18 protein-coding genes, 1 tRNA gene and 1 pseudogene are annotated in these 25,138 nt (G+C 66.6%); 10 read left to right on the forward strand and 10 right to left on the reverse strand.

All coding sequences use genetic code 11. The features are described 5' to 3' along the window. Window positions 1–29: 29 nt before the first annotated feature. From ACEN9O_RS19395 to ACEN9O_RS19405, 3 genes and pseudogenes are all read left to right on the forward strand, one after another. Window positions 30–209, forward strand: a pseudogene (locus ACEN9O_RS19395) (IS66 family transposase zinc-finger binding domain-containing protein); the annotation flags it as partial. Window positions 210–456: 247 nt separating this feature from the next. Continuing rightward, window positions 457–843: a hypothetical protein gene (locus ACEN9O_RS19400; RefSeq protein ID WP_495618562.1), complete on the forward strand. Its 387-nt coding sequence runs from the start codon at window positions 457–459 to the stop codon at window positions 841–843. A 393-nt stretch (window positions 844–1,236) separates the two neighbouring features. Further along, window positions 1,237–2,856, forward strand: coding sequence for a hypothetical protein (locus ACEN9O_RS19405; protein WP_495613461.1), 1,620 nt, complete (start codon window positions 1,237–1,239; stop codon window positions 2,854–2,856). Window positions 2,857–3,138: 282 nt separating this feature from the next. Here the strand turns inward: ACEN9O_RS19405 and ACEN9O_RS19410 are convergent. The 6 genes from ACEN9O_RS19410 to ACEN9O_RS19435 form a co-directional block, all read right to left on the reverse strand. After that, window positions 3,139–3,215: transfer RNA gene (locus ACEN9O_RS19410), tRNA-Met, on the reverse strand. A gap of 104 nt (window positions 3,216–3,319) precedes the next feature. Then, window positions 3,320–3,913 carry a DUF6630 family protein gene (locus ACEN9O_RS19415; RefSeq protein ID WP_495613462.1) on the reverse strand — a complete coding sequence of 198 codons (594 nt, stop codon included), beginning with the start codon at window positions 3,911–3,913 and terminating at the stop codon, window positions 3,320–3,322. A 76-nt stretch (window positions 3,914–3,989) separates the two neighbouring features. Further along, window positions 3,990–5,159 (reverse strand): methyltransferase, encoded by a 1,170-nt coding sequence (locus ACEN9O_RS19420; protein ID WP_495613463.1) that lies wholly within the window; start codon window positions 5,157–5,159, stop codon window positions 3,990–3,992. A 105-nt stretch (window positions 5,160–5,264) separates the two neighbouring features. Then, the gene (locus ACEN9O_RS19425) at window positions 5,265–6,233 is read right to left on the reverse strand and encodes a hypothetical protein (protein WP_495613464.1); all 969 of its coding nucleotides are present in this window, start codon (window positions 6,231–6,233) and stop codon (window positions 5,265–5,267) included. Between the two features lie 77 nt (window positions 6,234–6,310). Beyond that, window positions 6,311–6,520: a hypothetical protein gene (locus ACEN9O_RS19430; RefSeq protein ID WP_008449977.1), complete on the reverse strand. Its 210-nt coding sequence runs from the start codon at window positions 6,518–6,520 to the stop codon at window positions 6,311–6,313. 41 nt (window positions 6,521–6,561) lie between these two features. Next, entirely contained in the window at window positions 6,562–7,182 is a 621-nt protein-coding gene (locus tag ACEN9O_RS19435) for a putative metalloprotease CJM1_0395 family protein (protein WP_495613465.1), read from the reverse strand. A 145-nt stretch (window positions 7,183–7,327) separates the two neighbouring features. Between ACEN9O_RS19435 and ACEN9O_RS19440 the strand changes: the two genes are divergently transcribed. Next, window positions 7,328–7,483, forward strand: a complete 156-nt coding sequence (locus ACEN9O_RS19440; RefSeq protein ID WP_495613466.1) for a hypothetical protein — start codon at window positions 7,328–7,330, stop codon at window positions 7,481–7,483. 6 nt (window positions 7,484–7,489) lie between these two features. Here ACEN9O_RS19440 and ACEN9O_RS19445 read toward each other — a convergent pair whose 3' ends face one another. The 4 genes from ACEN9O_RS19445 to ACEN9O_RS19460 all read right to left on the reverse strand — a co-directional run bounded on the left by ACEN9O_RS19445 (window position 7,490) and on the right by ACEN9O_RS19460 (window position 16,460). Then, entirely contained in the window at window positions 7,490–8,641 is a 1,152-nt protein-coding gene (locus tag ACEN9O_RS19445; RefSeq protein ID WP_495613467.1) for a serine hydrolase domain-containing protein, read from the reverse strand. Between the two features lie 32 nt (window positions 8,642–8,673). Further along, entirely contained in the window at window positions 8,674–12,480 is a 3,807-nt protein-coding gene (locus ACEN9O_RS19450; protein WP_495613468.1) for an AAA family ATPase, read from the reverse strand. Then, window positions 12,477–13,715, reverse strand: a complete 1,239-nt coding sequence (locus tag ACEN9O_RS19455; RefSeq protein WP_495613469.1) for an exonuclease SbcCD subunit D C-terminal domain-containing protein — start codon at window positions 13,713–13,715, stop codon at window positions 12,477–12,479. Before ACEN9O_RS19455 ends, ACEN9O_RS19450 begins: the two co-directional genes overlap by 4 nt. Window positions 13,716–13,802: 87 nt before the next feature. Then, on the reverse strand, window positions 13,803–16,460 hold the full coding sequence (locus ACEN9O_RS19460; RefSeq protein WP_495613470.1) for a sensor domain-containing diguanylate cyclase: 2,658 nt from the start codon (window positions 16,458–16,460) through the stop codon (window positions 13,803–13,805). Between the two features lie 144 nt (window positions 16,461–16,604). On the opposite strand from ACEN9O_RS19460, the gene ACEN9O_RS19465 reads away from it, so the two are divergent. The 6 genes from ACEN9O_RS19465 (at window position 16,605) to ACEN9O_RS19490 (ending at window position 25,137) form a co-directional block, all read left to right on the forward strand. Then, on the forward strand, window positions 16,605–17,846 hold the full coding sequence (locus ACEN9O_RS19465; protein WP_495613471.1) for a winged helix-turn-helix domain-containing protein: 1,242 nt from the start codon (window positions 16,605–16,607) through the stop codon (window positions 17,844–17,846). Between the two features lie 10 nt (window positions 17,847–17,856). Beyond that, window positions 17,857–18,846, forward strand: a complete 990-nt coding sequence (locus ACEN9O_RS19470) for a DUF2804 domain-containing protein (protein WP_495613472.1) — start codon at window positions 17,857–17,859, stop codon at window positions 18,844–18,846. A 15-nt stretch (window positions 18,847–18,861) separates the two neighbouring features. Beyond that, window positions 18,862–21,270, forward strand: a complete 2,409-nt coding sequence (locus tag ACEN9O_RS19475; protein ID WP_495613473.1) for a bifunctional acetate--CoA ligase family protein/GNAT family N-acetyltransferase — start codon at window positions 18,862–18,864, stop codon at window positions 21,268–21,270. Window positions 21,271–21,520: 250 nt separating this feature from the next. After that, window positions 21,521–22,147, forward strand: a complete 627-nt coding sequence (locus tag ACEN9O_RS19480) for a hypothetical protein (RefSeq protein ID WP_495613474.1) — start codon at window positions 21,521–21,523, stop codon at window positions 22,145–22,147. A 78-nt stretch (window positions 22,148–22,225) separates the two neighbouring features. Next, window positions 22,226–24,664, forward strand: a complete 2,439-nt coding sequence (locus ACEN9O_RS19485) for a DUF349 domain-containing protein (protein ID WP_495613475.1) — start codon at window positions 22,226–22,228, stop codon at window positions 24,662–24,664. Then, window positions 24,661–25,137, forward strand: a complete 477-nt coding sequence (locus ACEN9O_RS19490; RefSeq protein ID WP_495613476.1) for a molybdenum cofactor biosynthesis protein MoaE — start codon at window positions 24,661–24,663, stop codon at window positions 25,135–25,137. The genes ACEN9O_RS19485 and ACEN9O_RS19490 overlap by 4 nt, the downstream gene beginning before the upstream one ends. The last annotated feature ends 1 nt before the right edge of the window (window position 25,138 follow it).

The raw sequence follows: 25,138 nt of genomic DNA on the forward strand, positions 1-25,138 counted from the left end.
GATTGTGACGGTTTTCTGGAGTGATGTACGTCAGCGAGCAGCTCGACGTGGAGCCGGCGCGCTTCTTCGTGCATCGCCACATTCGCCCGCAGTACGCGTGCCGTCCTTGCGAAACGGTGACGGCTGCACCGATCCCGCCGGCCGTGATCGATGGCGGCATGGCCGCTGTTGGCCTGCTGGTCTGGATCGCCGTCTGCAAATATCTGGACGACAGCGATAGCGATGCCGAGGGCTTGGTCGAGCGAGCTTTCGCTAGTACGTCTGGTGGAAAGTCGTTCACGACATCAAGGAAATTGCGCATACCGTTCGCCTCCAAGGTCGCCCCGGCCACGAAATATCACTCACGTTATCGGCGGTTCTGGCCTTTCGCCGCCGCGCAGCAGCGTGCAATATGTTCACCGGCTGGTTTCATTTCGACAGATTCGAAGCCAGCCGATATCGTCAGCAAAGGAGACATTGCGATGGTCAACAATAAAGGACGCGATAACGCGCCTGTTCTTTCTGCGCGACGCGCGGCCCGTGAACACCCGGTCGAGTGCCGGCGACATCAAAGTGCACTACATCAACACCGACGGTTGGCTGATCCCGTCCCCTTCAACGGACTTCGCCGATTTCTTTCATCCGAGCGACGCGGGTCACGTGAAGATCATGAATCGCGTTACGACCTGCCAAGGCCTGACCGGCCTGAGCAATGGGCTGTACATGCTCAAGGCCTGGGTGAATGGCTTTGGTGGCCACCGGCAGATGCTCGTCAAGAACTTCGCCGACCTTCCGAATTCAGGCGCATACACGCAGGTCGTCATCAGCAACATCAACGCCACCAACGGCACTGCCGAGATCTGATTCTTCTCGAACGATCCTTCTGGCAACAACTCCTTGCTCTATGTCGATGACGTGACGTTCTACAAGCAATAGGCCGATCAGGGGAGCTGTTGCGGCGGGGGCGGCAGCGGTGGCGCGCTGCTTCGACGCGGCCATGGCGGCCTATCAGCGCCTATACCTGACCATCAACCCAGCATCGCGCCCTGTACCCGGACGTCATCGCCGGCCTGGAAGCGATGCGCTCGCAAGGAGAAAAACATCGATTAAATTTGCTCGAACGAATTATAGGTTGACCGTGCAACGCACGTCTTATTGGCCGCGATCACGTTCCCGGAAGGGCCAGTCACAATCGCAGGAATGCGCAAAGTGGCCTCGTGCTCGCTTTTGTTGTTGGTAAAACATTAGGAAACCTTAATGAAAACAAACATTATCCCGAGCGCGCTCGTGCTGTCGCTGATGCTGGCCGGTTGCGGGGGCAATTCGAGCAACAGCGCTGCCCCGACTCCGACTGCGACGTTGGCGTCGATGTCGACGTCGCCATCGATGTCGACGTCGGGCTCCCTCGCCGCAGCAATGGGCAGGCCCGACCGGCTCCTCGTGGGGCTCGGCGCGGCCAGTCCTATCCCGGACATGCAGGCCCAGGGAATCCGTCCGGACATCATCGATACCTATCTGGTGGCGGTCACGGGTTACAACTCCGGCGGCGGCGGTAACGCATGGCCTCAATGGCAATACGGCTATCCGGACGGTGGCGTCATCACGAAATTTTCCGACGACGTCGCGGCCGTGGGCGCCGTGCCGATGTTCACCCTGTTCCAGATGCCTTCCTGGCGGGGTAACGACATGACCGTCCTCGTCGACGCGGGGTTCATGGCCGCCTACTGGTCGCAAGTCAGGCTGATGTTCCAGAAGATCAACGATACCGGCCGTCCCGCCCTGGTCAACCTCGAGCCTGACTTCTGGGGCTTCGCAGAGGGCGCTGCCCCCGGCGGCGATCCGACCAAGATTCCGGCGCTCGTGACCTCGGTGCCGGAATGCGCCAGCGAACCGAATACGGTCGTCGGCGTTGTCGGTTGCCTGTTGAAGCTCGGACGGACGTTAGCGCCCAAGACGAGGATGGGCTTCCCCGTGTCGTTGTGGTATGGGGACCCGGACAAAACCGGCGGCTTCATGGCAAAACTCGGCGCAGACAAGGCCGACTTCATCGTGGCGCAGACGAGTGATCGCGACGCCGGCTGCTTTGAAGTCCCCGTGCCCGTGGCCGAGTGTGCGAATCGCGGCCCCGGCCCGTTCTACTTGGACGAGAACAACGTCACCACACCGAATTTCAACACAGCCCTCGATACGTGGACCACGGTGCGAAACCGCATGGGCGGCATACCGATCCTGTTCTGGCAGACACCAATGGGCGTGCCCTCGAACACTCCCGGCGGAACTCCGAAGCACTATCGGGACAACCACGTCCAGTACATGCTGACGCATACAAAGCAGTACTCGGACGCCGGCGTATTCGCGATCAGCTTCAGTCCCGGCGGTGACACGTCGGCAGACATCAGGGACGACGGCGGCCAGTTCGCGCGCTTGTTCAAGGCCTACCTGGCAAATTACGCGGCTTCTCTCAACCTGTTGAGCAATCCCGGCTTCGAGAACGGGCTGGACGGCTGGGGAGTTTGGCCAGCGGGACCTTCATATATCGAAATGTGGGGCGCGAACTCTGGTACTGCCCATTTGACGCATTGGGGCGCGAACCCTTACTACGTTACGACCTACAAAGGCCTGACCGGCCTGAGCAATGGGCTGTACACGCTCAAGGCCTGGGTGAAAGGCTTTGGGGGCCAGCGGCAGATGTACGTCAAGAACTTCGGCGCAGGCCAGATGACTGCCGACCTTCCAAATTCCGACGCATACACGGAGGTCGTCATCAGCGACATCAACGTCACCAACGGCACTGCCGAGATCGGGTTCTTCTCGAACGATCCTTCGGGCAACAGCTCCTTGCTCTATGTCGATGACGTGACGTTCTACAAGCAATAGGCCGATCGGGGGAGGTGTTGCGGCGGGGCCGGCAGCGGCCGCACGCTGTCGCTGTGCGGAGGTGTATGGCGCCGCCGCCATCTCCCTGGGCAAGGCGCCGGCCTCGGTGTATCTGGTCGGCGTCATCAACGGCGTGTGGGGCGTGTACCGCTCCGACAACGGTGGCGGCAGTCAGCTGGAAACGCGTCCACGACGATATATGGCACACCCGGCACACTTGGCACACCCGAAAAAGCAAAAAGCCGTTGCATCCTTTTGGAGTCAACGGCTTCTGCCTGAATTTGGTTGCGGGGACAGGATTTGAACCTGTGACCTTCGGGTTATGAGCCCGACGAGCTGCCAGACTGCTCCACCCCGCGTCTGAGGCCCGAATTATACACAGGCCTTCTGCGTTCCGCAAGGGGCGAAATAAGAGTCACTTATATTTCGATGGATTTTTTAAGTGGCGCTTATGCTTATCGCATCATTCCTCGTTTTGCGTGGCCGCGAAGTCCTCGAAGCGCAGGACTTTCACGCCGGCCTCCTGCGCCAGGGCGATCGTCTGCTCGACCAATGCGTTTTCCATGATGAGCGCGTAGTAGGAATCCGATTCGTAGTCCACGATCAGCAGGGACAATGGCCGTGGCGCCAGCCAGTGCGACAGGTCGCGCAGCCCCTGCATGACGGTCTTGCCTTCGTGATCCCACTGCCACAAGGGCTCGACGCCGCGCGCCGCCAGCATTTCCTGCACCTGCCAGGCGACTTCCTCGCTGGCTTTCCAGTCGACCTGCAGCATCAGCCACTGTCCGCGCTGCTGGCCTTCGTCGTCCAGCATGGCGTCGTAAAACAGCCAGCGGATCTCGTCGATGCCGGTCAGCCCGGCGGTATCGTACTTGGCTTCCACATGCCGCACCAGTCGTTCGCTTTCCTGCTCGCCGAGGTGGCGCGAGATCAGGCGCATGAGCTGGGAGGCGCCGGCCTTGTAGCGCGCGTACGCCTCTTCGCTCAACAGCTGGACGGGAGGCGGAACGGCCGCCGCCGGCTGTGGCGACAGCAGCCCGAATAATCGCTTGAACATGGGAGGTCCTCCATGAAGTTGACTCAAGCGAGCATAGCAGAACTACAAATATTGCATTTTTCGATAGCCGACCGTGTTACGCGGCCGCCAGGCGCCACAGCGAGGTGACCTCGGCGGCGCGGGCGGCATGCAGCGGGTCGGTGGCGTCGGCCGCGCGCGGGTGGGTGGGGCGCACGTCGTGGCGGTCGAGGACTTTCAGGCCGGCGGCGGCGATCCATTCCATCAGCTCCGCGCGTGGACGCAGGCCCAGGTGCTCGGCCAGGTCCGACAGGATCAGCCAGCCTTCGCCGCCCGGCGTCAGGTGCGCCGACAGGCCGGCCAGGAAGCCGCGCAGCATGCGGCTGTCCGGATCGTAGACCGCGTATTCAATCGGCGAGCTCGGACGCGCCGGTACCCACGGTGGATTACACACCACCAGCGGCGCCCGGCCTTCGGGGAACAGGTCCGCCTCCAGCAGCTCGACCTGGCCGTCCAGATCCAGCCGCGCCAGGTTTTCGCGCGCGCAGCTCAGCGCCCGCTGATCCTGGTCGGTGGCGATCACGCGCGCCACGCCGCGCTTGGCCAGCACCGCCGACAGCACGCCGGTGCCGGCGCCGATGTCGTAGGCCAGCTTGACGCCGGCCGGCAGCGGCGTATTCGCCACCAGCTCCACATACTCGCCGCGCACCGGCGAGAAGACGCCGTAGTGCGGATGGATGCGCGCGTCCAGCGCCGGGATCTCCACCCCGGTGCGGCGCCACTCGTGTGCGCCGATCACGCCCAGCAGCTCGCGTAGCGAGGCCACGAACGGCTCTTCGAAACGGCCGTAGGCCTCGTTGCAGGCCAGCTGCACGTCGGGCGCGCGGCGCAGCGGAATCGCGTAGCCGGCATCGAAAGGAATCAGCAGCATGGCCAGCGTGCGCGCCCGCTGCGACTGCGCCTGGCGATGTAGGTGGAAGGCTTCGGTCGGCGTGGCGGGGGGCTTGGCCGGCTTGGCCTTTTTCGAAGGCTTGCCCTTGTGATCAGCGCGGCGCGCCAGCGCTTGCAGCAGCTGGCGGGCGTTCTGGAAGTCGCCGCGCCACAGCAGCGCCGTGCCTTCGCAGGCCAGGCGGTAGGCCACGTCGGCATTGGTGCGGTCGTCGGCAAGGACGACGCGCTTCGGCGGCGGCATGCCGGCTTCGGAGCGCCAGCGCGCGGCGCACTGCACGCCGTTCTCCTCCCAGTGGATCTGTTGCGGCGTAGGGGAGGCGGTGGTTTGTGCGGACATGTCGGGGCAATCGGTAGGTGTAATAAGCGGAAGCACAAAAAACGCCGGGGATGGTGTCCATCCCTGCCGGCGTTTCGGTGTTGAGGCGCTTATTATACTTGGCGCTTAGCTGGTGGCGTCTTTGGCGCCCGGTGCGGCGTCGTTGGCGGCGATGGTCGAGATGGGATCGTCGGCCGGCGCTGGCACAGCGCTCACGCCTGCCGGTGTCGCCTTGATCGGGTCCGGCGCGGCCTGCGCACCGGTGGCGTCGCTGGCCGGTTTAACCTTGTCGGCGGCGGTCGGCGCGCTGTAGGTGTTGGTGTCCTTGCTGTTGACCAGGCTGAGAAGACGCAGCGACAGGTTGCGCAGTGTATTGCGGTCGATGCCGTTGCTGGTCTGGCTCGGCGAGCTGTCGCCGGTCGACAGCGCCGAGTGCAGGTCGCGGCCGATCAGCTGGAACAGGTCGGCCAGCGTGCCAGGGAAGTCGATGTTCGGCACCTGCACCGTCGGCAGGTTGTCGGCGCTGGCGCCGTTGCTTGCCGTTGGCTTGCTGGTGGACGTGCCGGCTGGCTGGCTGTCGCTGCCGGTCGTGGCGGTGCTGCCTGGAGTGTTGGTGCTCTGGCTGGCGGCGCCGCTGAGCTCCGCGTCGTACTGCACTTCCACTTCGAAATCGAACTTGCGGCCGTCGGCGGTGGTGATCGTGCCTTTGCCGACGAAGTGCGAGCTGTCGATCAGGTCGAAAGCGGCGGCGTCGCTGCTGCCGTTAGGCCCGGAACTGTGCTGCACGCCCACGCCGAAACTGGACGAGGTGTCCAGGCTGGCCGAGTCGAAACTGATGGTCGCACCCTTGCCGGCGTCGCCGAACAGCGATGTGGCGAATTTATTGACAAACTCCTGGGCGAAATCGACCGTCGAGTTGCCGACCGAGGCCACATGCTGCGCCAGGGCGTCGTCGGACAGGGACGTAGGCGAAGAATTGGCTGCCTTCACCGGCGTGGAGGCAGCCGCGCCGGTGGTCTTGCCGTCGTTGCGCGGGTTGGCGCCGTAGAGGGGCGCTGGCAAAGCGCGGAGGCCGTGGGCAGGTAGGATAGACATGGCAGGTTCCAGCAGATTCCGTTTGATAGTACTTCTATAACGGTGCCGCTGGCGATTTCTTGAGGCCTGCGCGCAGATTAATGATGGTGGGTCCAGCCTTCCGGCGCCGCCAGGTAGGAAGCGACGGCGTCTTTCTGGCCGATGGCGTGGTGTTTGACTTCGCCGCAGGCGCAAATGCCCAGGTAAGGCTGGATGTGCGAGCAGGCCGATACCTTTTGCAGGCGGACCTGCACGGCTTTGGCGCACTTGGCGCATTTGAAGGTCAGGGTGCGTGGTGCTTTTAACATGGTTGCTCTTTAAGTGACTGGCAAAGGCGGGATTTTATCACTCAGGCATAGATATCCAGCTTGGGCGCCACCAGCGGCGGCGCTTCGTAGGTACGCCGGACTTTGGCGGCATCGTCCGATCCCGATCCGTGGCTATTCAGCTGGGCCGCCGCCTGCTCCAGCTGCTGCGTCGCCAGGTCGGCGCGGGCCTGCAGTTCCAGCTGCGCCGCCTGGGCCGCCACCGCGCGGTCGGCGCCGGAGGGATCGGCCGGCGCCAGCGCCGCCGCCTGTATCGTGCGGGCCCGCTCGATGGTCTCTTCCGGCGTGCGGCCGGGCGAGGTATCGATGTGCACCTCGCCGCCGATGGCGTAATCGACCCCGTTCGGTCCGCGCTGATAAGTGTAGGAGGCGCCGGAAGTGGCCAGGCCGCCGGCGGTGGCCAGGTGCGCCTGCTCGTGCTGGCGCACTTCGGTGTCGCGAGCCTTGAGTTGGGCGACCAGGGCCAGCGCTTCAGGCGTCAGGTTGGTGACGGAGTCGCTGCCGGAGAAATTGGTGTTCGGCGATGAGCTGCTCGAGGCGGAGGCCGGTCCCGCAGGCGTGACCGACGACCTCACCTGCGCCGGCGGCGTCGCGCGCGCTGGTGGCTGGCTGGCGGAACTCGGTGTGATGGCGCCTGTGCTCATGGTGGTGCGCATTGCCTCCTGCTCGTCTGAATGATAGCAAATCTGTAGCAAATGGTTGCAAATTCGCTGCGGCCTGCAAGTCAACTGAGACGGCGCGCCCGCGTTGAGGGTCTACAGGGATCATCTTCCACAAAGAGGCAAGACCATGGACCGTAAGAAGCAACCGAGCAAAGAATCCGTGCGACAGTGGTTGCAGACGCAAATCGCTGAACGGCGCCCGCCGCCGGACGCTCAGCAGATCCGCCGCGAGCTGGGGTGGGAGATGCTGAAGCTCGAACGAAAGGAGCGCCGCGAACGCTAGGACAGTTTAGTCATTGGCGGTGGCGATCAGCGTGTGCAGCAGCTGGTTGACCTTGGCGGCCATCGCCTCCGAGCCGTAGTCGCCGGCGGTGATGACCACCGTCAGGTCCATCTCCGGCACGATGAAGATGCGCTGGCCGCCGTTGCCGAAGGCCGCGCTCCACGGCGTGCGGTGGCCGTGCCAGGCCGCCGTGCCGTCCCACCACTGGTAGCCGTAGCGCAGCTCGTCCGGCTGGTTGCCCGGACTCCTGAAGCCCACGCCCAGGCGCGGCTTCAGCGATTCATCCACCCATTCCTCGGCCACGATCTGGCGTCCGTTCCAGCGGCCGTGGTTCAGCATCAGTCGTCCCAGCTTGGCCATGTCGCGCGGACGCAGGCGCAGTCCGGAGAACGGCGCCGGCCGGTCGCGCAAGTCCGTCACCCATTCCCACTGCACGATGCCCAGCGGTTCGAACAGCTCCTTGCGGGCCACCTCGATCCACGGCTGGCCGCTGACGCGGCTGACGATGTCGGCCAGGATGGTGGTGCCGCCGCCGTTGTAGTTCCACACGGTGCCCGGCGGCGCCACGATGGGGCGCTCCAGCACATAGCGCAGCTGGTCGGATTTCCAGTACAGCCGCAGCTCGTTGTTGGGCTGCGCCCCTTCGTCCCACTTCCAGCCGCCGCTCATGGTCAGCAGGTGTTCGAGGGTGATGGCGTCCAGCTGCGGCGAGCGCAGGTCTTGGTATTCGGGGTAGAAGTCCAGCACCGGCGTGGTGAGCGCGCCGATTTTCCCGCGCTGCTTCTCGATCCCGACCAGCAGGCTGATGACGCTCTTGCCGATCGAGCGCACGTCGTGCAGCGTGTCAGCGCCGAACGTCACCGTCGGCGCGAACGGCGGCCATGCGCCCAGCCCGCGCCGGATCGAACGGTCCTTGCCGGTGCGGTAGATCTCCGCCACCAGCTTGCCGTGGCGCTCGATGACGATGCCGTGGATATTGTCCTCGCCTTCGGCCAGCGCGGTCAGCGTGACGCACAGCGCGTTGGGATTGAAGCCCGCCGCGTCGGGTGCGGCGGCTTCCCAGCCGTCGGCTAGCGTGGCCGGCGCGGCGCAGGGAGCCGCATGCGCCAACGGCAGCGCGGTCGACAAGCAAAAACACAGACAAAGCAGCAATTTCATGAGCTGGCCTGAATTATCAATAAAGCACTATTCTACCGCACGGTGACTGCGCTTTTGCCGCCTGCCGAAGGTTGCACCAATATTTTTACGGCGATCCGCTCCGTCATTTCCTGCACATGCGAGATGACGCCGACCTTGCGGCCCATCGCCTGCAAGCCGTCCAGCGCGTCCATGGCCACGCGCAGGGTTTCCGCATCCAGGCTGCCGAAGCCTTCGTCGATGAACAGCGACTCGACGCGCACGCGGTTGGACGACAGCGAGGCCAGTCCCAGCGCCAGCGCCAGCGACACCAGGAACGATTCGCCGCCGGACAGCGAATGCACCGAGCGCATCTCGCCACCCATGTCCTGGTCGCGCACCAGCAGTGCCAGCGACGGGCTGGCCGGGTTGGCGATGCGTTCGAGCTGGTAGCGGCGCGCCAGGTGGTTCAGGTGGGCGTTGGCGTAACCCAGCAGGACATCCAGCGTGAATTGCTGGGCGTAGTTGCGGAACTTCTTGCCGTCGGCCGAGCCTATCAGATCGTTCATGCGCGCCCAGCGCTGCTCGACCGCTTCCTGCTGCGCGATATCGGCCAGCATGGCTTGCGACTGCTGGCGCTTGGCGTCGTCCTGCGCCAGCGCCAGTTGCAGGGCGGAGGCGCCATCGTGGGCGGTTTTGCGTTCGACGGCCAGTTCGTTCAGGGCAGCGGCCAGGCAGGCGATCGGTGATTGATCGTCCACCGGCGTGCGCTCCGGCGGCGCGGACAAGCGGTGTTGTTCGCGCTGGCGCTGGCGTTCATTTAGCACGGTGGCGGCGTTGTCGGCGGCGCGGTCGATGGCTTGCAGCGCGGCGCGTTCGGCATCGGCCTCCTCGCTGGAATGCGCCAGCAGTGCGTGCAGGTGCTCCAGGTCGCGCAGGCCGGCGTCGGGCTGGCGCTGCTGGAATGCGGCGAGCCAGTCGGCCAGCGCTGCCGTCGCCGATGCCGACGCGCCGTGCAGTGCCGCCAGCCGTTGCGTGGCTTGCGCCATCGCCTCGTCGGCGCGAGTGCGGGCGTGAGCGGCTTGCTGCGCGGCGGTTTGCAGACCGGCCAGGCGCTCCCTGGCGGCGTCGATGGCGGCGTTGAGCGCCGTTTCGACGTCGCGCACTTCCTTGCCGCCCCACAGCGCCATGCGTTGCTGCTGCATGTCCTTGAGCGTGGCGTCGGCGCTGCTGTAGATGACGCGGGCGTTGACGGCGTCCAGACTGGCCCTGGCCTGCGCCTCAGTGAGCGCCTTCATCTCCATCTCGACGGTGGCGATGGCGGCTGCGCGTTCGTCGTACGCGGCGCGCTGCGCCAGCCATTGCTTGCTCTCGGCCTGGCGGGCCTCGTGGAATCGCGCGGGGCCTGCTTTCCAGTCGTCCTTCCAGTCTTCGCTCGGCATGTCGCCGCCGCTGAAGGCCGGGTCCAGGTCGGAGAGCAGGGCGCTCAGCGTCAACGCGACGTCGATGCGCTGGTCGTCCAGCGCCTTGTGTTCCGTATTCGATTGCGCCAGCGCGGTCTGCGCGTGCGAGGCGACGCTCTGCAAGCGCGTATGCTCGGCCGCCGCCAGGTCGTAGGCCGATTGCGCCTGGTCGCGGGCGATGCGGGCCGCATGCAGCGCGCGTTCCTGCCGCTCGATGGCCAGCAGCGCGTCGCGTACCTGTTCCAGCTGCGCGACGAACCAGCCGGTGCGCTCCGGCTCCGGCGGCAGCGTCGACGGCAGATGCGACGCTGCCTCGCTTGATGCCGCTGCCTGCAGGTGGCTTTGCCACGCGGCGGCCACGCGCTCCAGCGCCTGCGCCACGGTACGGCCTTCGCTGGCCAGCGCGTTCAACTGCTCAAGGCTGGCCTGTTCGGTGGCGCGTTGCGCCGCCTGCTGGTTGACGTTGGCCTCCATGCGCTGGCGACAGCGGGTGACTTCCGCCTGGAACTCGGCCAGCATGTCGTGCAGGCCATCGTTATCGTGGCGATATGGATGCTGGTTCGATCCGCACACGGGGCAAGGCGTGTCGTCCTCCAGCGCGGCGCGCAAGGATTCGACGTTCCTGGCGCAGGCGGCTTCCGCCAGCTTCAGCGAACGCTCGGCCTGCGAGAAGGCCGCCAGGATGCCGACGCCTTCCTGCTGCGCCGCCTTCAGCTGGATCTCGGCCGTTTCGACCGCCTGCCGCAGCTGCGCGGACTGCGCCTGGATATGCACATGTCGCGATTGCCGCGCATCGAGTTCGATCCAGAGCTTTTCAGCCGACGCCAGTTGGTCGCGGCGCAGCTCCAGATCGTGGCGCGATGTCTGCAGCTGCTCGGCGGAGAAGACCGCCAGTGCCTGCACCGCATCCTGCCGCCGCGCCTCCAGTGTTTGCACGGTGATGCCGGAAGCGGCCAGCTTGCCGCTGGCGTCGGCCTCGTCGTCTCGATGCGCCTTGGCGTTGCGCTGCACGCGGGCCAGCGCGCCGCTCAGCTTTTCGGCTTGCGAAGCGGCTTGACCGGCCTGCACGAACAGTACGTCCCAGCGCTCCCACGACTGCGCCATCGTCTGCCATTGCTTGTGTTGCGCCAGCCACGCGGTGCCTGCTTCCTGCTGCGCGCCCAGGCGCTTGCGTTCATCCTGCCGTTCCTGCAGCGCGGCCCTGGCGACGGCATCCGCCTGGTCGGCCTTCTCGCACGCTGCGGCGGCTTGCCGGTAGGCGGGCAGTATGGCTTCGATGCGGGCATCGAGCGCCTTGGCCTGGTCCAGTTGCGGCGCGGCTGCGCGTTGGGCTGCTTCCGCTTCCTGCACCTGCGACGCGGCCTGTGTTTGCGCCGCCACGGCCCGCTCCAGCGCCTGCGCCGCGAGCGCGGCATCCTGCGTGCTGGTGGCGATGGCGGCTTGCGTGGCCGTGAGGTCCGCGGCGATGCGGTCGATCTCGCCCGCCAGCGGACGCGCTGGCTGCACCGCGGCGATGCGCGCCAGCGCGGTGCGGCGCGGCGCAGACGCTTGCACCTCGGCGGCGGCGGCCTGGCAGGCTTGCTGCGCCAATTGCTCGTCTTCGGCCAGTTTTTCGGCCTGCTTGTGCCAGCGCAGTTCCTGTTCCAGTTCGGCCTTGCGCTGTTCCAGCGCCTGTAGTTCTGCGGCGGCGGTCGCGCTTTGTGCTTCCAGTTCGGCGCGCTGTTCCGCGCTCAAGGGCTTCTGGTCGGCCAGCCGGCCGATCAGCCTTTGCAGGGCCGCCTGTTCCAGCTTGGCGCGCTCGAACGCCCGCATCGAGATCTCGCTGTAGACGGTGCTGCCGGTCAGCGTCTCCAGCAGCTCGCCGCGTTCATTGTCCTCGGACTTGAGGAAGGCGGAAAATTCGTTCTGCGCCAGCAGCACGGCGCGCGTGAACTGCTCGAACGACAGGCCGATGCGCTTCTCGATTTCCACCTTGACTTCGGTCTTGGTGCCACCTATCGCTTGCAAGGACGGCAGCAGGTGCAGCGTCATGGCGGTCGGCTGCAACGCGCCTTCGGCCCTGGTGCGCGAACGGCGCACGCTCCAGCGGGCGCGGTACGAGGCGCCGTCGTTGCCGACGAAATCCACTTCCGCATAACCCTCCGCCGTGCCGCGACGCAGCAGGGTGCGCGTGTCCTGCGTGGAGACGGTCTCCGCGCCGACGTCGGTCAGGTAGCTGCGGCCGGCCACTTTCAACAGGCGCGGCGTGGCGTCGTACAGCGCCAGGCAAAGCGCGTCGAGCAGGGTGCTTTTGCCGGCGCCGGTCGGGCCGCTGATGGCGAACAGGCCGGTCGATGCCAACGGCTCCTGCTCGAAGTCGACACCGAATTCGCCGGCCAGCGAGGCCAGGTTCTTGCCGCCGATTTTCAGGATTCTCATGGCTGCCCCGGCGTCAACATCAGTTCCGCGAAGGCGCTCAGCTGCTCGGCCGGCGCATCGTTGTCGAATCTTTGCCGGTATAGCTGGCGGAAGATATCGTCAGGCTTGAGCTGCTCCAGTTGATCCAGCGTCATCACCTCGTCATCGATGGAGGTGCTGCGCGCCGCGCTCGATGTCTCGATCTTGGCCAGCCGCACCGGCTTGCCGTCCAGCGCCGCCTCGATGCGCGCGCGCAGGCCGGGCTCCGGCGCGTCCAGCAGCACCCGCACCTCGAGGAAGGGCTGCTGCTCCGGCTCCGCCGGCGACAAGTCCAGGGCCGCCAGTTCCTCCAGCACCTGCGCCAGCGGCGCCGGTTTGGCCGGAATGCGCAGCAACGGGACCGCGCGCGGCACCATCAGCGGCGTGATCTCGCGGACCGCCGCGCCGTCGATATCGATGCGCAGGACCTGGTGCTGATAGGCCACCTCCGCAAACGACAGCGGAATCGGACTGCCGCAATATCGGATGTGCTGCTGCTTGCCGACGCTCTGCGCCAGGTGCAGATGCCCCAGCGCGGCGTAGACGATGTCCGGCCCGAAGATCCCGGCCGGCAGCATCTCGGTGCCGCCGATGACAATGCGGCGCTCCGAATCGTTGGACATCTGGCCGTCGACCATGTGGCAGTGGCCCATGGCCAGTATCGCCTGGCCTTGCTGCCGCCTGGCCAGCGCCAGTTCCAGCGCCTGTTTGTAGAGCAGGGCGATGCCGGCCAAATAAGGATCGGCACCTTCGTCGGCCGCCACGCGCGGCACGTCGCCGGGACGCAGGAAGGGCACCGCCAGGCACCACGCTTCCACCGCGCCGCTGCGGCCCGTCAACGGCAGCACCAGCTGTTCCAGGTCGATCTCGCCATCCGCCTTGCGTTGCACGCTGCCGACCACGCGCGTGCCGTGCGCCTCCAGCAGCGGTCCGGGCGCCTCCAGCCGTCCCGGCGAATCGTGGTTGCCGGCGATGACGACCAGGTTCAGATGCGGCACGCGCTCCCTGGCCTGCTGCAAAAAACGATACAGCTGCTTCTGCGACGCGGCCGATGGATTGGCGTTGTCGAAGATGTCGCCGGCGATCAGCAGCGCGTCGGCCTGCTCGGCGGCGATGGTGTCCAGCAGCCAGTCCAGGAAGTGCTGGTGCTCGTGGTGACGCTCGAAATTATGCAGGGATTGGCCGAGATGCCAGTCGGAGGTGTGCAGCAGACGCATGAAGATGTGTAATCAAAACAGCCGGGAAGCGCACAATATAGCGCAAGATGGCGCCGCATGAGTTGATTAAAGTGGATCGGCCGGCGGCTAGGCCGCGCTGCTGGCCGTCGCGGCTAGCGCCGGGCCGGCGCGGTAGGTGTTACGGCCGGCCTGCTTGGCCTCGTACAGCAGCACGTCGGCGCGGTTCAGCAGCTCGGCCGGCGTGACATCCTCGCCGCGGTAGTAGGCCATGCCGATGCTGGCGGAAATCGACACGGTCGTGCCATCCAGGTCGAACGGCGCCTGCATCGTGGTGACGATCTTGGCCGCCAGCGCGTCGGCGGCGTCGGCGCGGCCGATGCGCTCCATGATGATGGTGAACTCGTCGCCGCCCAAACGGGCGATGGTGTCGCTGGCGCGCATGGCGTGCGTGAGCCGCCCCGAAAATGCCTTCAGCAGCGCGTCGCCGACGCTGTGGCCGAAGGTGTCGTTGACCGGTTTGAAGCGGTCGATATCCATGTACATCACCGCCATCAGGGTATTGTTTTCGCGGCAGGCGGCCATCGTGTCCTGCAGCTTTTGCAGGAAGCCGGCGCGATTGGTCAGCCCCGTCAGGGCATCGACCTGCGACAGCTTGAGCAGGCGCTGCTTCTCGCGCTTTTGCGCCGTGATGTCCTGCCGCATGACGTGGAAGCCGATCACGGTCACGCCGTCTTCGTCCATCTGCGGAATGTAGACCACCTCGAAGGTGCGGCCGATGGTGGCGTCGGGATCCTGCTCTTCGAAGGTCAGCGTCTGGCCGGCCAGCGCGCGTTTGATGTAGGGCGACAGGAAGTTGTAACGTTCCGCGCCCATGGTCGCCTCGATGGTCTTGCCCAGCACCGACATGCCGGTGCGGTTGAATTCCCGCTCGTAGGCGACGTTGTGGAAGCGGTAGATTTCCTCCGAGTCGACATACGCCACCATCGCCGGCAGCGTGTCGGCGATGGTGCGCAGCCGCGCTTCGCTTTCGCGCAGCGCCATCACCGATTTGCGCACGTGGGTGATGTCGTCCACGGTGCCGACGAAGCCGTAGATCTGGCCGTCCACCACCATCGCCGCGACCTTGAACGAGATCCAGATCATCATGCCGTCCGGGTGCACGCAGCGCACCGTGTCCTGGTAGGGGACGCGGGTTTTCGCCATATGCTTCAAGGCCTCCTTCAGCACCGGGCGGTCGGAGGGATGGATGGCCCGCATCCATTGATCGCCCAGCGCCTCTTCGCGCGTCAGGCCGGTGATGAATTCGAAGGTGCGGTTGACGTAGGTGCAGTGGCCGGTGGGATCGGCGCGTATCAATCCCAGTGGGGAGGCGTCGTTGACGGCCGCCAGCTCCGCCTGGTTCTTGCGCATCGCCAGCTCGCTTTCCTTGCGCGGCGTGATGTCGCGCGTGGTCACGGCCACGCCGTCGTGGATGGCGACGATCTGGTGGTGCAGCCACAGATGGTCGTAGCCCGGCAGGAAGTCGACTTCGAATTCCTCCTCCAGCGGCCGGCCGCTGGCCAGCACCGCCTTGTACTTGTCGATGAAGCCCTCGGTGTGCAGCGCCGGCAGCACTTCCATCAGGCGCTTGCCCTGGACCTCTTGGGGCGTGGAGCTCAGCAGCCTTGCGCCGCGTTCATTCAGGTCGGCCATGGTGAAGTCGATCACCTCATGGCCCGGGCCGCGCATGCGGCAGGCCTTGAGCAGGTAGACCGCGTCCATGCTGGCTTCGGTGGCCGCCCGCAGCATGGCCTGCGCCTCGGTGATCATGCGCGCGCTGCGCCGCAGGCGGTGCGCCTGCTGCATCAGCAGGCCGACAAACAGCAGCACCAGCACCGTGGCGACGGCCACCGCGCTGTAGTACATGTCGCGCCGGTGCTCGAAGGGCGCCATCGCCGATGTGACCGGGTTGCCGACCACCGCCAGCAACTGGTAGCGCGGCATCTCGGTGTAGCCGTAGATGCGCTCGACGGCGTCGAACGGATGCGCCAGCAGCAGCTCGTCCGACTGCTGGCCGCCGTCCTGCGCCGGCGTGAAGTCGATCGAGTCGCTGATGATCAGCTGTTCGTCGACGCGGGCGGTGGACATGCCGTTTTCGCGGCTGACCAGCAGCACCGCGCCGCCGGGATCGACGTTCAGGCGGTCGTAGTCCTCGACGAAGGCGGCGGGATCGATCATCACCATGATGACGCCGGCGAACTCGCCACGGCTGTTGTTCAGCCGGCGCGAGATCAGGATCTGCCATTTCTTGGTGCGCGGTTCGACCACCGGGGTCGAGACCAGCGGCGTATCGGCCGGATTGTTGGCGTGATGGAGCAGCAGCGGTTGCTCGCGCAGGTCCGGCGCAAAGTAGCCGTTGCGGCTGTCGATCAACTTGCCGTCGGCGCCGATCAGCGCCAGCGGCAGGTCCAGCTTGGACGGCAGCAGCGAATCGAGCAGGCCGTTCCTGCGCGTGAATTCGGCCAGCCGCAGCGTGCCGCCGGTTTCCTCGTATTTGAGCTTGAACAGCTGGGTCGCGTGGTCGAGCTGGCGCAGCAGGTGGTTGGTGTGTTCGGCCAGCGTGCGTGCCAGCGACTGGCTATGCAGCACCGCCTCGTAGTGGGCGGTCCGCTTCTCCTGCCGGAGCTGGTAGGCCACCGCCGCCCACATGGCCGCCAGCAGCGCCAGTGCAAACACGGGCAGCAGTATCGCACGATACAGACGGCGTAGAAAAATCACGATCGGGCGAGTGGCGAAATAGTTCATTGAAAATCAACGTTCCCCGCGAAATGAAAGCTGCTTGCCTTGTGTGGATATTCTGCACGGAAATGTCACCTTTGTGGCTTGCGCGTCAAAAAAAACCGCTTTCCGATCACAGGCAATGTTGATTTCTTTATTAGAATAGCGCTCATGACCGAATTGATAATCAGCCTGGCCGCAGCGCGGGCGCTGCACCTGGCGGCGCAGGGATTGCTGCAGCCGCGCCGCCGCAAGGCGCGCCAGGCCGACGTGGTGGAGGCGATCCGGCAGATGGGCGTGCTGCAGATCGACACCATCCACGTGGTGGCGCGCAGTCCCTACCTGGTGCTGTGGAGCCGCCTGGGCGACTACCCGCAGCCGTGGCTGGAGCAGGCGCTGGCGGCCGGCCAGCTGTTCGAGTACTGGGCGCACGAGGCCTGCTTCGTGCCGATCGAGGATTACGGCCTGTATCGCCACCGCATGCTCGATCCGGCCGCGATGGGCTGGAAGTATTCGGAGCGCTGGATGGTCGAACGCCGCGCCGAGGTTGACGCCGTGCTGGCTCACATCCGTGCCAATGGCCCGACCCGCTCCTCGGATTTCGAACGCACCGACGGCCAGAGTGGCGGCTGGTGGAGCTGGAAGCCGGAAAAGCGCTCGCTGGAAGTGCTGTTCACGTCCGGCGCGCTGATGATCGCCGCGCGCGAGAACTTCCAGCGCATCTACGACCTGGCCGAGCGCGTGCTGCCCGGCTGGGACGACAGCCGCATGCCGCATATGGACGACACCCGCCGCGCGCTGGTGCTGAAGGCGGTCAAGGCGATGGGTTGCGCGCGCGCCGGCTGGATCAGCGACTACTTCCGCACCAAGCCGCCGCGCCTCGATCCGGAGGAGCTGGTGGAGCAGGGCCTGCTGCTTCGAGCCTGGGTCGATGAGTGGGACGATCCGGTCTACGTCCACCCCGACCACGCCGGACTGCTGGACGCGGCCGCCGCCGGCACGCTGGCGCCGACGCTGACCACCGTCCTGTCGCCGTTCGATCCGGTGGTGTGGGACCGGCGCCGCGCACTGGAATTGTTCGGCTTCGATTACCGGCTTGAGTGCTACACTCCTGCGGAAAAGCGTCGCTACGGCTACTTCACGCTGCCGATCCTGCGGCGCGGCGCGCTGGTCGGCCGGGTGGACGCCAAGGCGCACCGGCGCGGCGGCGTGTTCGAATTGAAGTCGCTGGTGCTGGAGCCGGGCGTGCGCGTCAGCGACCGTTTTGTGCGCGACGTGGCAGGCGCCTTGCAGCGCCTGGCCAACTGGCACCAGTGCCCCGATGTACAGATCACCGAGGCCACGCCGGAGAGTTTCGCGCCGCTGCTGCGCGCCGCGCTGGCCAACAATATCAAGGAAATGGAAGCCGCATGATGGGAGTTCAATGAGTTTGCCCGCCGCCCCCGCCAGCCTGCTGGGCCCGGACGGCCAGCCGCTGTTCGGCCGCTACGCCGGCCAGGTTGGTCATATCGACTGGAGCCAGCTGGCCGCGCCGTTTGCGCGCAACCGCCTGTGGCGCCGCTTCCATCACAAGCGCTGGCACTACGTGGCGCTGTGCACCGAGCAGATCTTCTGCGCGGTGGCCATCGTCGACCTGGGCTGGACCAGCACCGCCTTCGCCTACGCCTTCGACCGCAGCGACAGCGACATGCTGGCCAACTTCGGGCAGGACGGCTTGCCCGGCCTGTCGGCGCGGCTGGCCGACCATGCCGGCGCGTCGAGCAGTTTCAAGACGCGCAAGAGCAGCATCGCCATCGACAGCCGCGACGACGGCAGCTACGGCTTGACGCTGCGCTGCGACTACCTGGAGATCGACGCCGAATTCGGCCCCGGCGCTTCGCCGCTGCTGCTGGCCACCGGGCCGGTGGCGCAAGGCTCGGTGCATGCGACGCAGAAGTCGTCCGGCCTGCCGCTGAGCGGCGAGGTGCGCACCTTCCGCGAGGATTACAACCTGGCCGGCGGCGTCGCCAGCTTCGATTATTCCAACGGCCTGCTGGCGCGTAACACCGCCTGGCGCTGGGCCTCGGCGCACGACCTGGAGATGGGCTTCAATCTGCAGTCGGGCTACTTCGGCGGCAACGAGAACGCGCTGTGGCTGGACGGCCAGGTGCACGCGCTGGCGCCGGTGCACTTCATCTACGACAGCAGCGACCTGCTGTCGCAGTGGCACATCTTCACCGAGGACGATCTGCTGGAGCTGTACTTCACGCCGGAAGGCGCGCGCCGCGACAATAAGAACCTGGTGGTGGCGGCCAGCCGCTATCTGCAGCCGATCGGCACCTTCACCGGCTGGGTGCGCAGCGCGCCCGATCAACCGAAACGCATGGTCACGCAGATGATGGGCGTGACCGAGGACCACGCATCACGCTGGTAAAAAGACAGGGCCGCCATGAGCATCAGGAATCTCGATCGATTGTTCCAACCGCGCTCGGTGGCGGTGATCGGCGCGTCGGACAACCCGCAGCGCATCGGCACGCGCGTGCTGGCCAACCTGGCGCAAGCCGGCTTTGGCCGCGACGGCGGCGCCCTCTGGCCGCTCAATCCCAAGCACCAGATGCTGCATGACATGCCGTGCTACGCCAGGGTGTCGGCCCTGCCGGCGGCGCCCGACCTGGCCATCCTGTGTTCGCCGCCGTCGACCATACCGGGCCTGGTCGCGGAGCTGGGCGCGCGCGGCACCCGCGCCGCGATCGTCATGACGGCGGGGCTGGCCGACATCCGCGCCGGCAGCCGCAGCCTGCAGCAGGCGATGCTGGACGCGGCCAAGCCGCACCTGCTGCGCATCCTGGGGCCGGGCAGCGTCGGCCTGCAATCGCCGCTGTCGGGGCTTAACGCCAGTTTCACCCACATCGCCGCCGATCCCGGCAAGCTGGCTTTCGTGTCGCAATCGGGCGCGCTGGGCACGGCGGTGCTGGACTGGGCCAGCCTGCGCGGCATCGGCTTCTCGCGCTTCGTCACGATGGGCGAGGGGGCCGACGTCGATTTCGGCGACCTGCTCGACTACCTGGCCGGCGATACCGAGACCGAGGCCATCCTGCTGTGCATCGAGGACGTCCGCTGCGCGCGCAAGTTCATGTCGGCCGGCCGGCTGGCGGCGCGCGGCAAGCCGGTGATCGTGCTGAAGGTGGGGCGCGACGCCGCCCCCGGCGCCGACCTGGTGTTCGACGCCGCGATCCGCCGCGCCGGCATGCTGCGCGTGCATTCCACCGAAGACCTGTTCGACGCCGTCGAGACGCTGGCGCGCCAGCGCCCGCAACGTGGCGAGCGGCTGGCGGTGCTGACCAACGGCATCGGCCTGGGCCTGATCGCGGCCGACGCGCTGGCGTGCGGCGGCGCGCAACTGGCACCGTTGTCGGCCGAGACCCTGCGCCTGCTGAAGCGCGCCGAGGCGCCGCTGACCAATCCGGTCGACCTGCTGGCCGACGTGCCGGTCGAGCGCTACACCGGCGCGGTGGAGGCGCTGCTGGGCGAAACCCAGGCCGACGCGCTGCTGTTCCTGCATGCGCCCACCGCCATGGTGCCCAGCAACCAGATCGCCGAGGCGGTGGCGCCGCTGATGCGCAACGCTAGCAAGAACGTACTGTCCTGCTGGCTGGGCGGACGCTCGGTGGCGGCCGCGCGCCAGGTGTTCGCCGACGCCGGCCTGCCCACTTACGACACGCCGGAAAAGGCGATCCACGGCTTCCTGCAGATCGCCCAGTACCGGCGCAACCAGGATCTGCTGATGGAGGTGCCGGCGCGCCTGCCCGCCACTGCGGCGCCGGAGCGCGCGGCGGCGCAGACGCTGGTGGTCGCGGTGCTGGCGGCCGGCCGCAGCGAGTTGTCCCACAAGGACGCGCGCGAGTTGCTGTCGGCTTACGGCATCGCGCTGGCCACGCCGCAGCAGGCCGCGCTGACCGGCGCCACGCTGGCCGCGGCGCGCATCCAGATCGCCACCGATCCGGTGTTCGGGCCGGTGGTGTTCTTCGGCCAGGGCGGCCTGGCGGCGGAGGTGGCGGCCGACCGCGCCGCCGGCCTGCCGCCGCTGAACATGGTGCTGGCGCGCGACATGGTCGGCCGCACGCGCGTGGCGCGCCTGCTGGCGCAAGGCCAGACCGCCGCCGACGCCGACGCGCTGTGCCGCACGCTGGTGCAGGTGGCCGACATGGTGGCCGACCTGCCGCAGCTGGCGGAACTTGATCTCAATCCGCTGCTGGCGCTTGGCGGCGGCGTGGTGGCGCTGGCCGCGCGCGTGCGGCTGGCGCCGGCCCGCAGCGACAGTGCGCTGGCGATCCGCCCCTACCCGCTGGAGCTGGAGCAGGAGCTGGACTGGCGCGGCGGCCGCATCCTGCTGCGGCCGATCCGGCCGGAGGACGCGCCGCAGCACCAGGTGTTCTTCGCCGCGCTCGATCCGGACGATGTGCGGCTGCGCTTCTTCACCGCCATGCGCGAGCTGCCGCCGTCGCAGCTGGCGCGCCTGACGCAGATCGACTACGACCGCGCGATGGCCTTCATCGCCACCCGCAACGGCCCCGCCGGCGAGCCGGAGACGCTGGGCGTGGTGCGCGCCGTGGCCGACGCGGACAATCAGTCCGCTGAATTTGCCATCATCGTGCGTTCCGATTTGAAAGGGCAGGGACTGGGCTACATCCTGTTCCAGAAGTTGGTCGATTATTTCCGCAGCCGGGGCACGGCGGAAATCGTCGGCGACGCCTTGTCGGAAAATCTCGGCGTGCAAAAACTGGTGCGCCATTTCGGCGGCGTGGTTTTGCCGCATCCTGAAGCAGGTATGGTGCGCCTGCAATTGTCGTTACGATAGCATTCGCGGCCGGGTTGTTATATATTTATAGGTATAGCGCTGCGGCCTTGGTTTGTTCTAGCTCAAAGCGTGTTTGTCGGCTTTATTTACACTTTCACTTCCGCTCTTGCCGCCCGCCCGGGCGCGCGCAACTTCAGTTTTGGGAGTCAGAATGTTAACTGCCACATATACTCTGGTAGCACTGTCGGTGGAACACGCAAGTGTCCGCCTCAGTTTGTTATCGTTCCAAAAGTATGTGCGCTCGACACTGATGCATCAGAACAGCATCACGCTGTCGCAGCTGGAATATGCCTGCGAGAATTTGAACAATCTGTACCAGGCCTGCCACTGGCGCAAGACCGAGATGTATCTGATCCCCGCGCTGCGCGAGGCAACCGAGCGCGCCGACCAGCTGCTGGAGGAGCTCAACCGCCTGAACCAGGCGGCACTGTTGTCGATCCGCATGCTGCAAGACAAGCTGGGTTCGGTGGCCGAAGTGCGCGACGACCAGGTCAACCTGATTTGCGACAGCATCGAGACGTTTTGCGCGTCGCTGCTGAAGCGGCTGGAAAAGGAAGAGCAGGAACTGTTCGCCATCGCCCGCAACGCCATCGCCGGCGAGACGTGGTTTTCCATTGCGAATCAATTGATGATGCATGACAAGCATCTGGAAGAAATGAAACGTGCCGGCATGACGCCGGTGGAGTCGGTCGAGGCGGCCAAGCCCAAGGCGGTGGCCGCGCGCAACCTGGCCGGTGCAGTCCGCACGGTGGACGACGGCCAGATCAGCATCCCCGGCTTGCAGGTTTTGCCGATAGTAAGCATCGAGGAAAGCGAGGCGCAAGCGGCGCCGGCTCCTCAGGTCCGATCGACCCGGCAGTTGCCGGCGATGAAATAGCCGCCCAAATAGCATACGCATCGGGCAAATTCCCCTCGCTTTGCTATGATGGTGGTTTTAGCCATCTCATAGCGCACCATGTTCGATTTCATCTTCAAGCGCACTACCGACCAGGCGGCCGATCAACAGCCCGCCGTGGCGACTCTCGACCAGGGCGCAGCCGCCGCCGCATCGGCCGGCCGCCGCGAGGAGCAGGCCCAGCGGGCCGCCGCGCTGGCGGGCGACGAGGCCGCCGCCGTCGAGCTGATCCTGCATAGCGAATTCGCCGGCGTGCGCCTGGCCGCCGCCGAGCATGTCCAGTCCCAGGCCCGGCTGGAACAGGTGCTGCAGGCGATGCGCAATACCGACCGCCGCGTCGCCAAGCTGATGCAGGGACGGCTGGATGCGATCCGCTATCAGCAGGCCGAGCATCAAAAGGCGCAAGCCTGCCTGGACCAGGCCCAGCGCCTGTTGCAGGATGAGAAGCTGACCCCCAATCAAGTGGCCGACCTGGATCGCCAATGGCAAGTCACCGCCGCCGTGCCGGCGCTGGCCGAGCCGTACGCCGCCGCGCGCGCCGCGCTGGCTGCGCGGCTGGAGGCGCAAGTCAATCTGCAGCGGACCATCATCGATGCGATGGCGGCCGTGCGCCAGCTGCCATCCGCCGGCTTACCTGCCGAGCAAGCGCAGCAGGCGCTGGAGCGCCACGCCGCCGCCCAGGCCGAATACCAGCAGGCGCCCGAACACAACGCCTTGCCCAAGCATCTGCTGAGCGATTTCGCGCAGGCGCTGGAGCAGAGCCGCGCCGCGTTGACGGCCGCCAGCCAGCGTCCGGCCGCGGTGCCGGAAGCCGCGCCTGTGGCTGACTCATCGGCCGCCGCACCAGCCGCCGCCCCCGCGCCCGCCGCGCGCGAGCCGAAGAAGCCGGCCGCGCCCAGGGAAACCGACAAGAAATTCCTCGAAACGCTGGACGCGATGGAAGCCGCGCTGGCGCAGGGCTTGCTGCATGCCGCCGCCGATCACGACAAATGGCTCAAGGAGCACAAGACCCGCTTGACGCCGGCCCAGACCGACCGCCTGAACCACGTCCGCGCCGAGCTGAAGCGTCTGGGCGACTGGGCCCGTTGGGGCGGCAACGTCTCGCGCGAGGAGCTGGTCAAGGCCGTGGAAGAGCTGCCCGCGCTGGGCCTGGCGATGAGCGAGCTGGCCAAGAAGGTCGGCAGCATGCGCGAGCGCTGGAAGTCGCTGGACGCGGTATCCGGCCACGCACCCAAGAGTTTGTGGGAGCGTTTCGACAGCGCCTGCACCGCCGCCTACGCGCCGGCCGCCGCCCACTTCAAGCAACTGGCCGACGAGCGCCATGCCAACGCCGCCAAGGCGCAGGCCTTGATCGACGAAACCCGCAACATGGCCGCCACCGCAGCTGGCGAGGGCGCGGACCTGAAGAACGTGGCCGCCGCCGGCCAGCGCCTGCGCCAGATGTGGGGCCGCCTGGGCACCATCGACCGCAAGGAAAAGCGCAAGCTCGATCAAGCCTTCGACAAGGCGCTGGCGCAGATGCTGGCGCCGTTGTCCGAACAGCGCAAGATTGAAACCGCCAAACGCGAGCAGCTGATCGCCGAGGCGGAGCAGATGCAGGCCAGCGACCGTCACACGCTGGACAATCTGCGCCGCCTGCAGGAACGCTGGCAGGAGCAGGCCAAGGCGCTGCCGCTGGAGCGCAAGGCCGAGCAGGCGCTGTGGCAACGCTTCCGCGCCGCCTGCGATGCGATCTTCGCCAAGCGCAAGGAGTCCGCGCACGCCGCCGACCACGAACGCAAGGCCCACCTGCACGCGCGCGAAGCGTTGTGCAACGAGCTGGAAACGGCCACCTTCAGCGGCGAGGACAAGGCGCAGCTGGCGGCCATCACCAAGCTGCTGCGCGACACGGCTGCGGCCTGGCATGCGTCCGGTGCGGTGCCGCGCGCGTCCGAGGCGCGCATCACGCAGCGCTATCAGGCGGCGGTGGCAGCGGTGCAGGGCCAGGCCGATGCGATCAAGCGCCGCGCCGGCGCCGCCCAGGCCAACGCGCTGCGCGACAAGCTGCGCCTGTGCCAGGCGCTGGAAAGCGCGATCGGCGCGCCGGCCGACGGCGCGGCCATCGATGGCGCGGACTGGCAGGCGCGCTGGTCGGCGCTGCCGCCGCTGGCCGCCGAGTACGAACGCGCCTTGCACGGCCGCTTCAACGCGGCGCTGGGCGCGCTGGACGGCAAGCGCAGCGCCTACGCCGAGCAGCTGGAGCGCAACCGCGCCAAGCTGCTCGATGAGGTGCTGCGGCTGGAGATCGTGGCCGGCGTCGACAGCGGCGCCGAGTTCGCGCGCGAGCGCCTGAAGATGCAGGTCGAGGTGCTGCAATCGTCGCTGAAGTCCGGCCAGAAGCCGCAGAGCGCCGGCACCGCCTACCTGCAGCTGTGCGCGATGCCGGCCCTGGCCGACGACCGCACCGCCAGCCGCATCGAACAGCTGTTCCGCCGCATCGGCGCTGCGGAGCGTGCATGAGCGGGGGCGATCGCTGCCAGGTCCGCATCCAGACCGAGGACTTCGACCTGAGCACCGAGCTGGCGCAACTGCGCGCCGCCGATCCCAAGGTTGGCGCTATCGTGACGTTTGTCGGCACCGTGCGCGACCTGAACGAGGGCGCCAGCGTGGCGGAGATGGAGCTGGAGCACTATGCCGGCATGACCGAGCAATCCATCCTGTCCATCATCGAACAGGCGCGCCAGCGCTGGCCGGTGTTCGGCGCGCTGGTGATCCACCGGGTCGGGCCGCTCAAGCCGATGGAGCAGATCGTGCTGGTGGCGGTGACGTCGGCGCACCGCGGCGAGGCGTTCGCCGCCTGCGAGTACATCATCGATTACCTGAAGACCGAAGCGCCGTTCTGGAAAAAAGAGCAAACCCCGGCCGGCGCGCGCTGGGTGGACGCCCGCGTCAGCGACGATGACGCCTTGAAAAAATGGAGCACCGTGCCGTAAT

This window comes from Duganella sp. Dugasp78 (assembly GCF_059491455.1).

Coding starts and splice junctions, on each gene's coding strand:
- ACEN9O_RS19405 (WP_495613461.1), top strand. CDS start 1,237: ATGAAAACAAACATTATCCCGAGCGCGCTCGTGCTGTCGCTGATGCTG.
- ACEN9O_RS19415 (WP_495613462.1), bottom strand. CDS start 3,913: ATGTTCAAGCGATTATTCGGGCTGCTGTCGCCACAGCCGGCGGCGGCC.
- ACEN9O_RS19420 (WP_495613463.1), bottom strand. CDS start 5,159: ATGTCCGCACAAACCACCGCCTCCCCTACGCCGCAACAGATCCACTGG.
- ACEN9O_RS19425 (WP_495613464.1), bottom strand. CDS start 6,233: ATGTCTATCCTACCTGCCCACGGCCTCCGCGCTTTGCCAGCGCCCCTC.
- ACEN9O_RS19430 (WP_008449977.1), bottom strand. CDS start 6,520: ATGTTAAAAGCACCACGCACCCTGACCTTCAAATGCGCCAAGTGCGCC.
- ACEN9O_RS19435 (WP_495613465.1), bottom strand. CDS start 7,182: ATGAGCACAGGCGCCATCACACCGAGTTCCGCCAGCCAGCCACCAGCG.
- ACEN9O_RS19440 (WP_495613466.1), top strand. CDS start 7,328: ATGGACCGTAAGAAGCAACCGAGCAAAGAATCCGTGCGACAGTGGTTG.
- ACEN9O_RS19445 (WP_495613467.1), bottom strand. CDS start 8,641: ATGAAATTGCTGCTTTGTCTGTGTTTTTGCTTGTCGACCGCGCTGCCG.
- ACEN9O_RS19450 (WP_495613468.1), bottom strand. CDS start 12,480: ATGAGAATCCTGAAAATCGGCGGCAAGAACCTGGCCTCGCTGGCCGGC.
- ACEN9O_RS19455 (WP_495613469.1), bottom strand. CDS start 13,715: ATGCGTCTGCTGCACACCTCCGACTGGCATCTCGGCCAATCCCTGCAT.
- ACEN9O_RS19460 (WP_495613470.1), bottom strand. CDS start 16,460: ATGAACTATTTCGCCACTCGCCCGATCGTGATTTTTCTACGCCGTCTG.
- ACEN9O_RS19465 (WP_495613471.1), top strand. CDS start 16,605: ATGACCGAATTGATAATCAGCCTGGCCGCAGCGCGGGCGCTGCACCTG.
- ACEN9O_RS19470 (WP_495613472.1), top strand. CDS start 17,857: ATGAGTTTGCCCGCCGCCCCCGCCAGCCTGCTGGGCCCGGACGGCCAG.
- ACEN9O_RS19475 (WP_495613473.1), top strand. CDS start 18,862: ATGAGCATCAGGAATCTCGATCGATTGTTCCAACCGCGCTCGGTGGCG.
- ACEN9O_RS19480 (WP_495613474.1), top strand. CDS start 21,521: ATGCATCAGAACAGCATCACGCTGTCGCAGCTGGAATATGCCTGCGAG.
- ACEN9O_RS19485 (WP_495613475.1), top strand. CDS start 22,226: ATGTTCGATTTCATCTTCAAGCGCACTACCGACCAGGCGGCCGATCAA.
- ACEN9O_RS19490 (WP_495613476.1), top strand. CDS start 24,661: ATGAGCGGGGGCGATCGCTGCCAGGTCCGCATCCAGACCGAGGACTTC.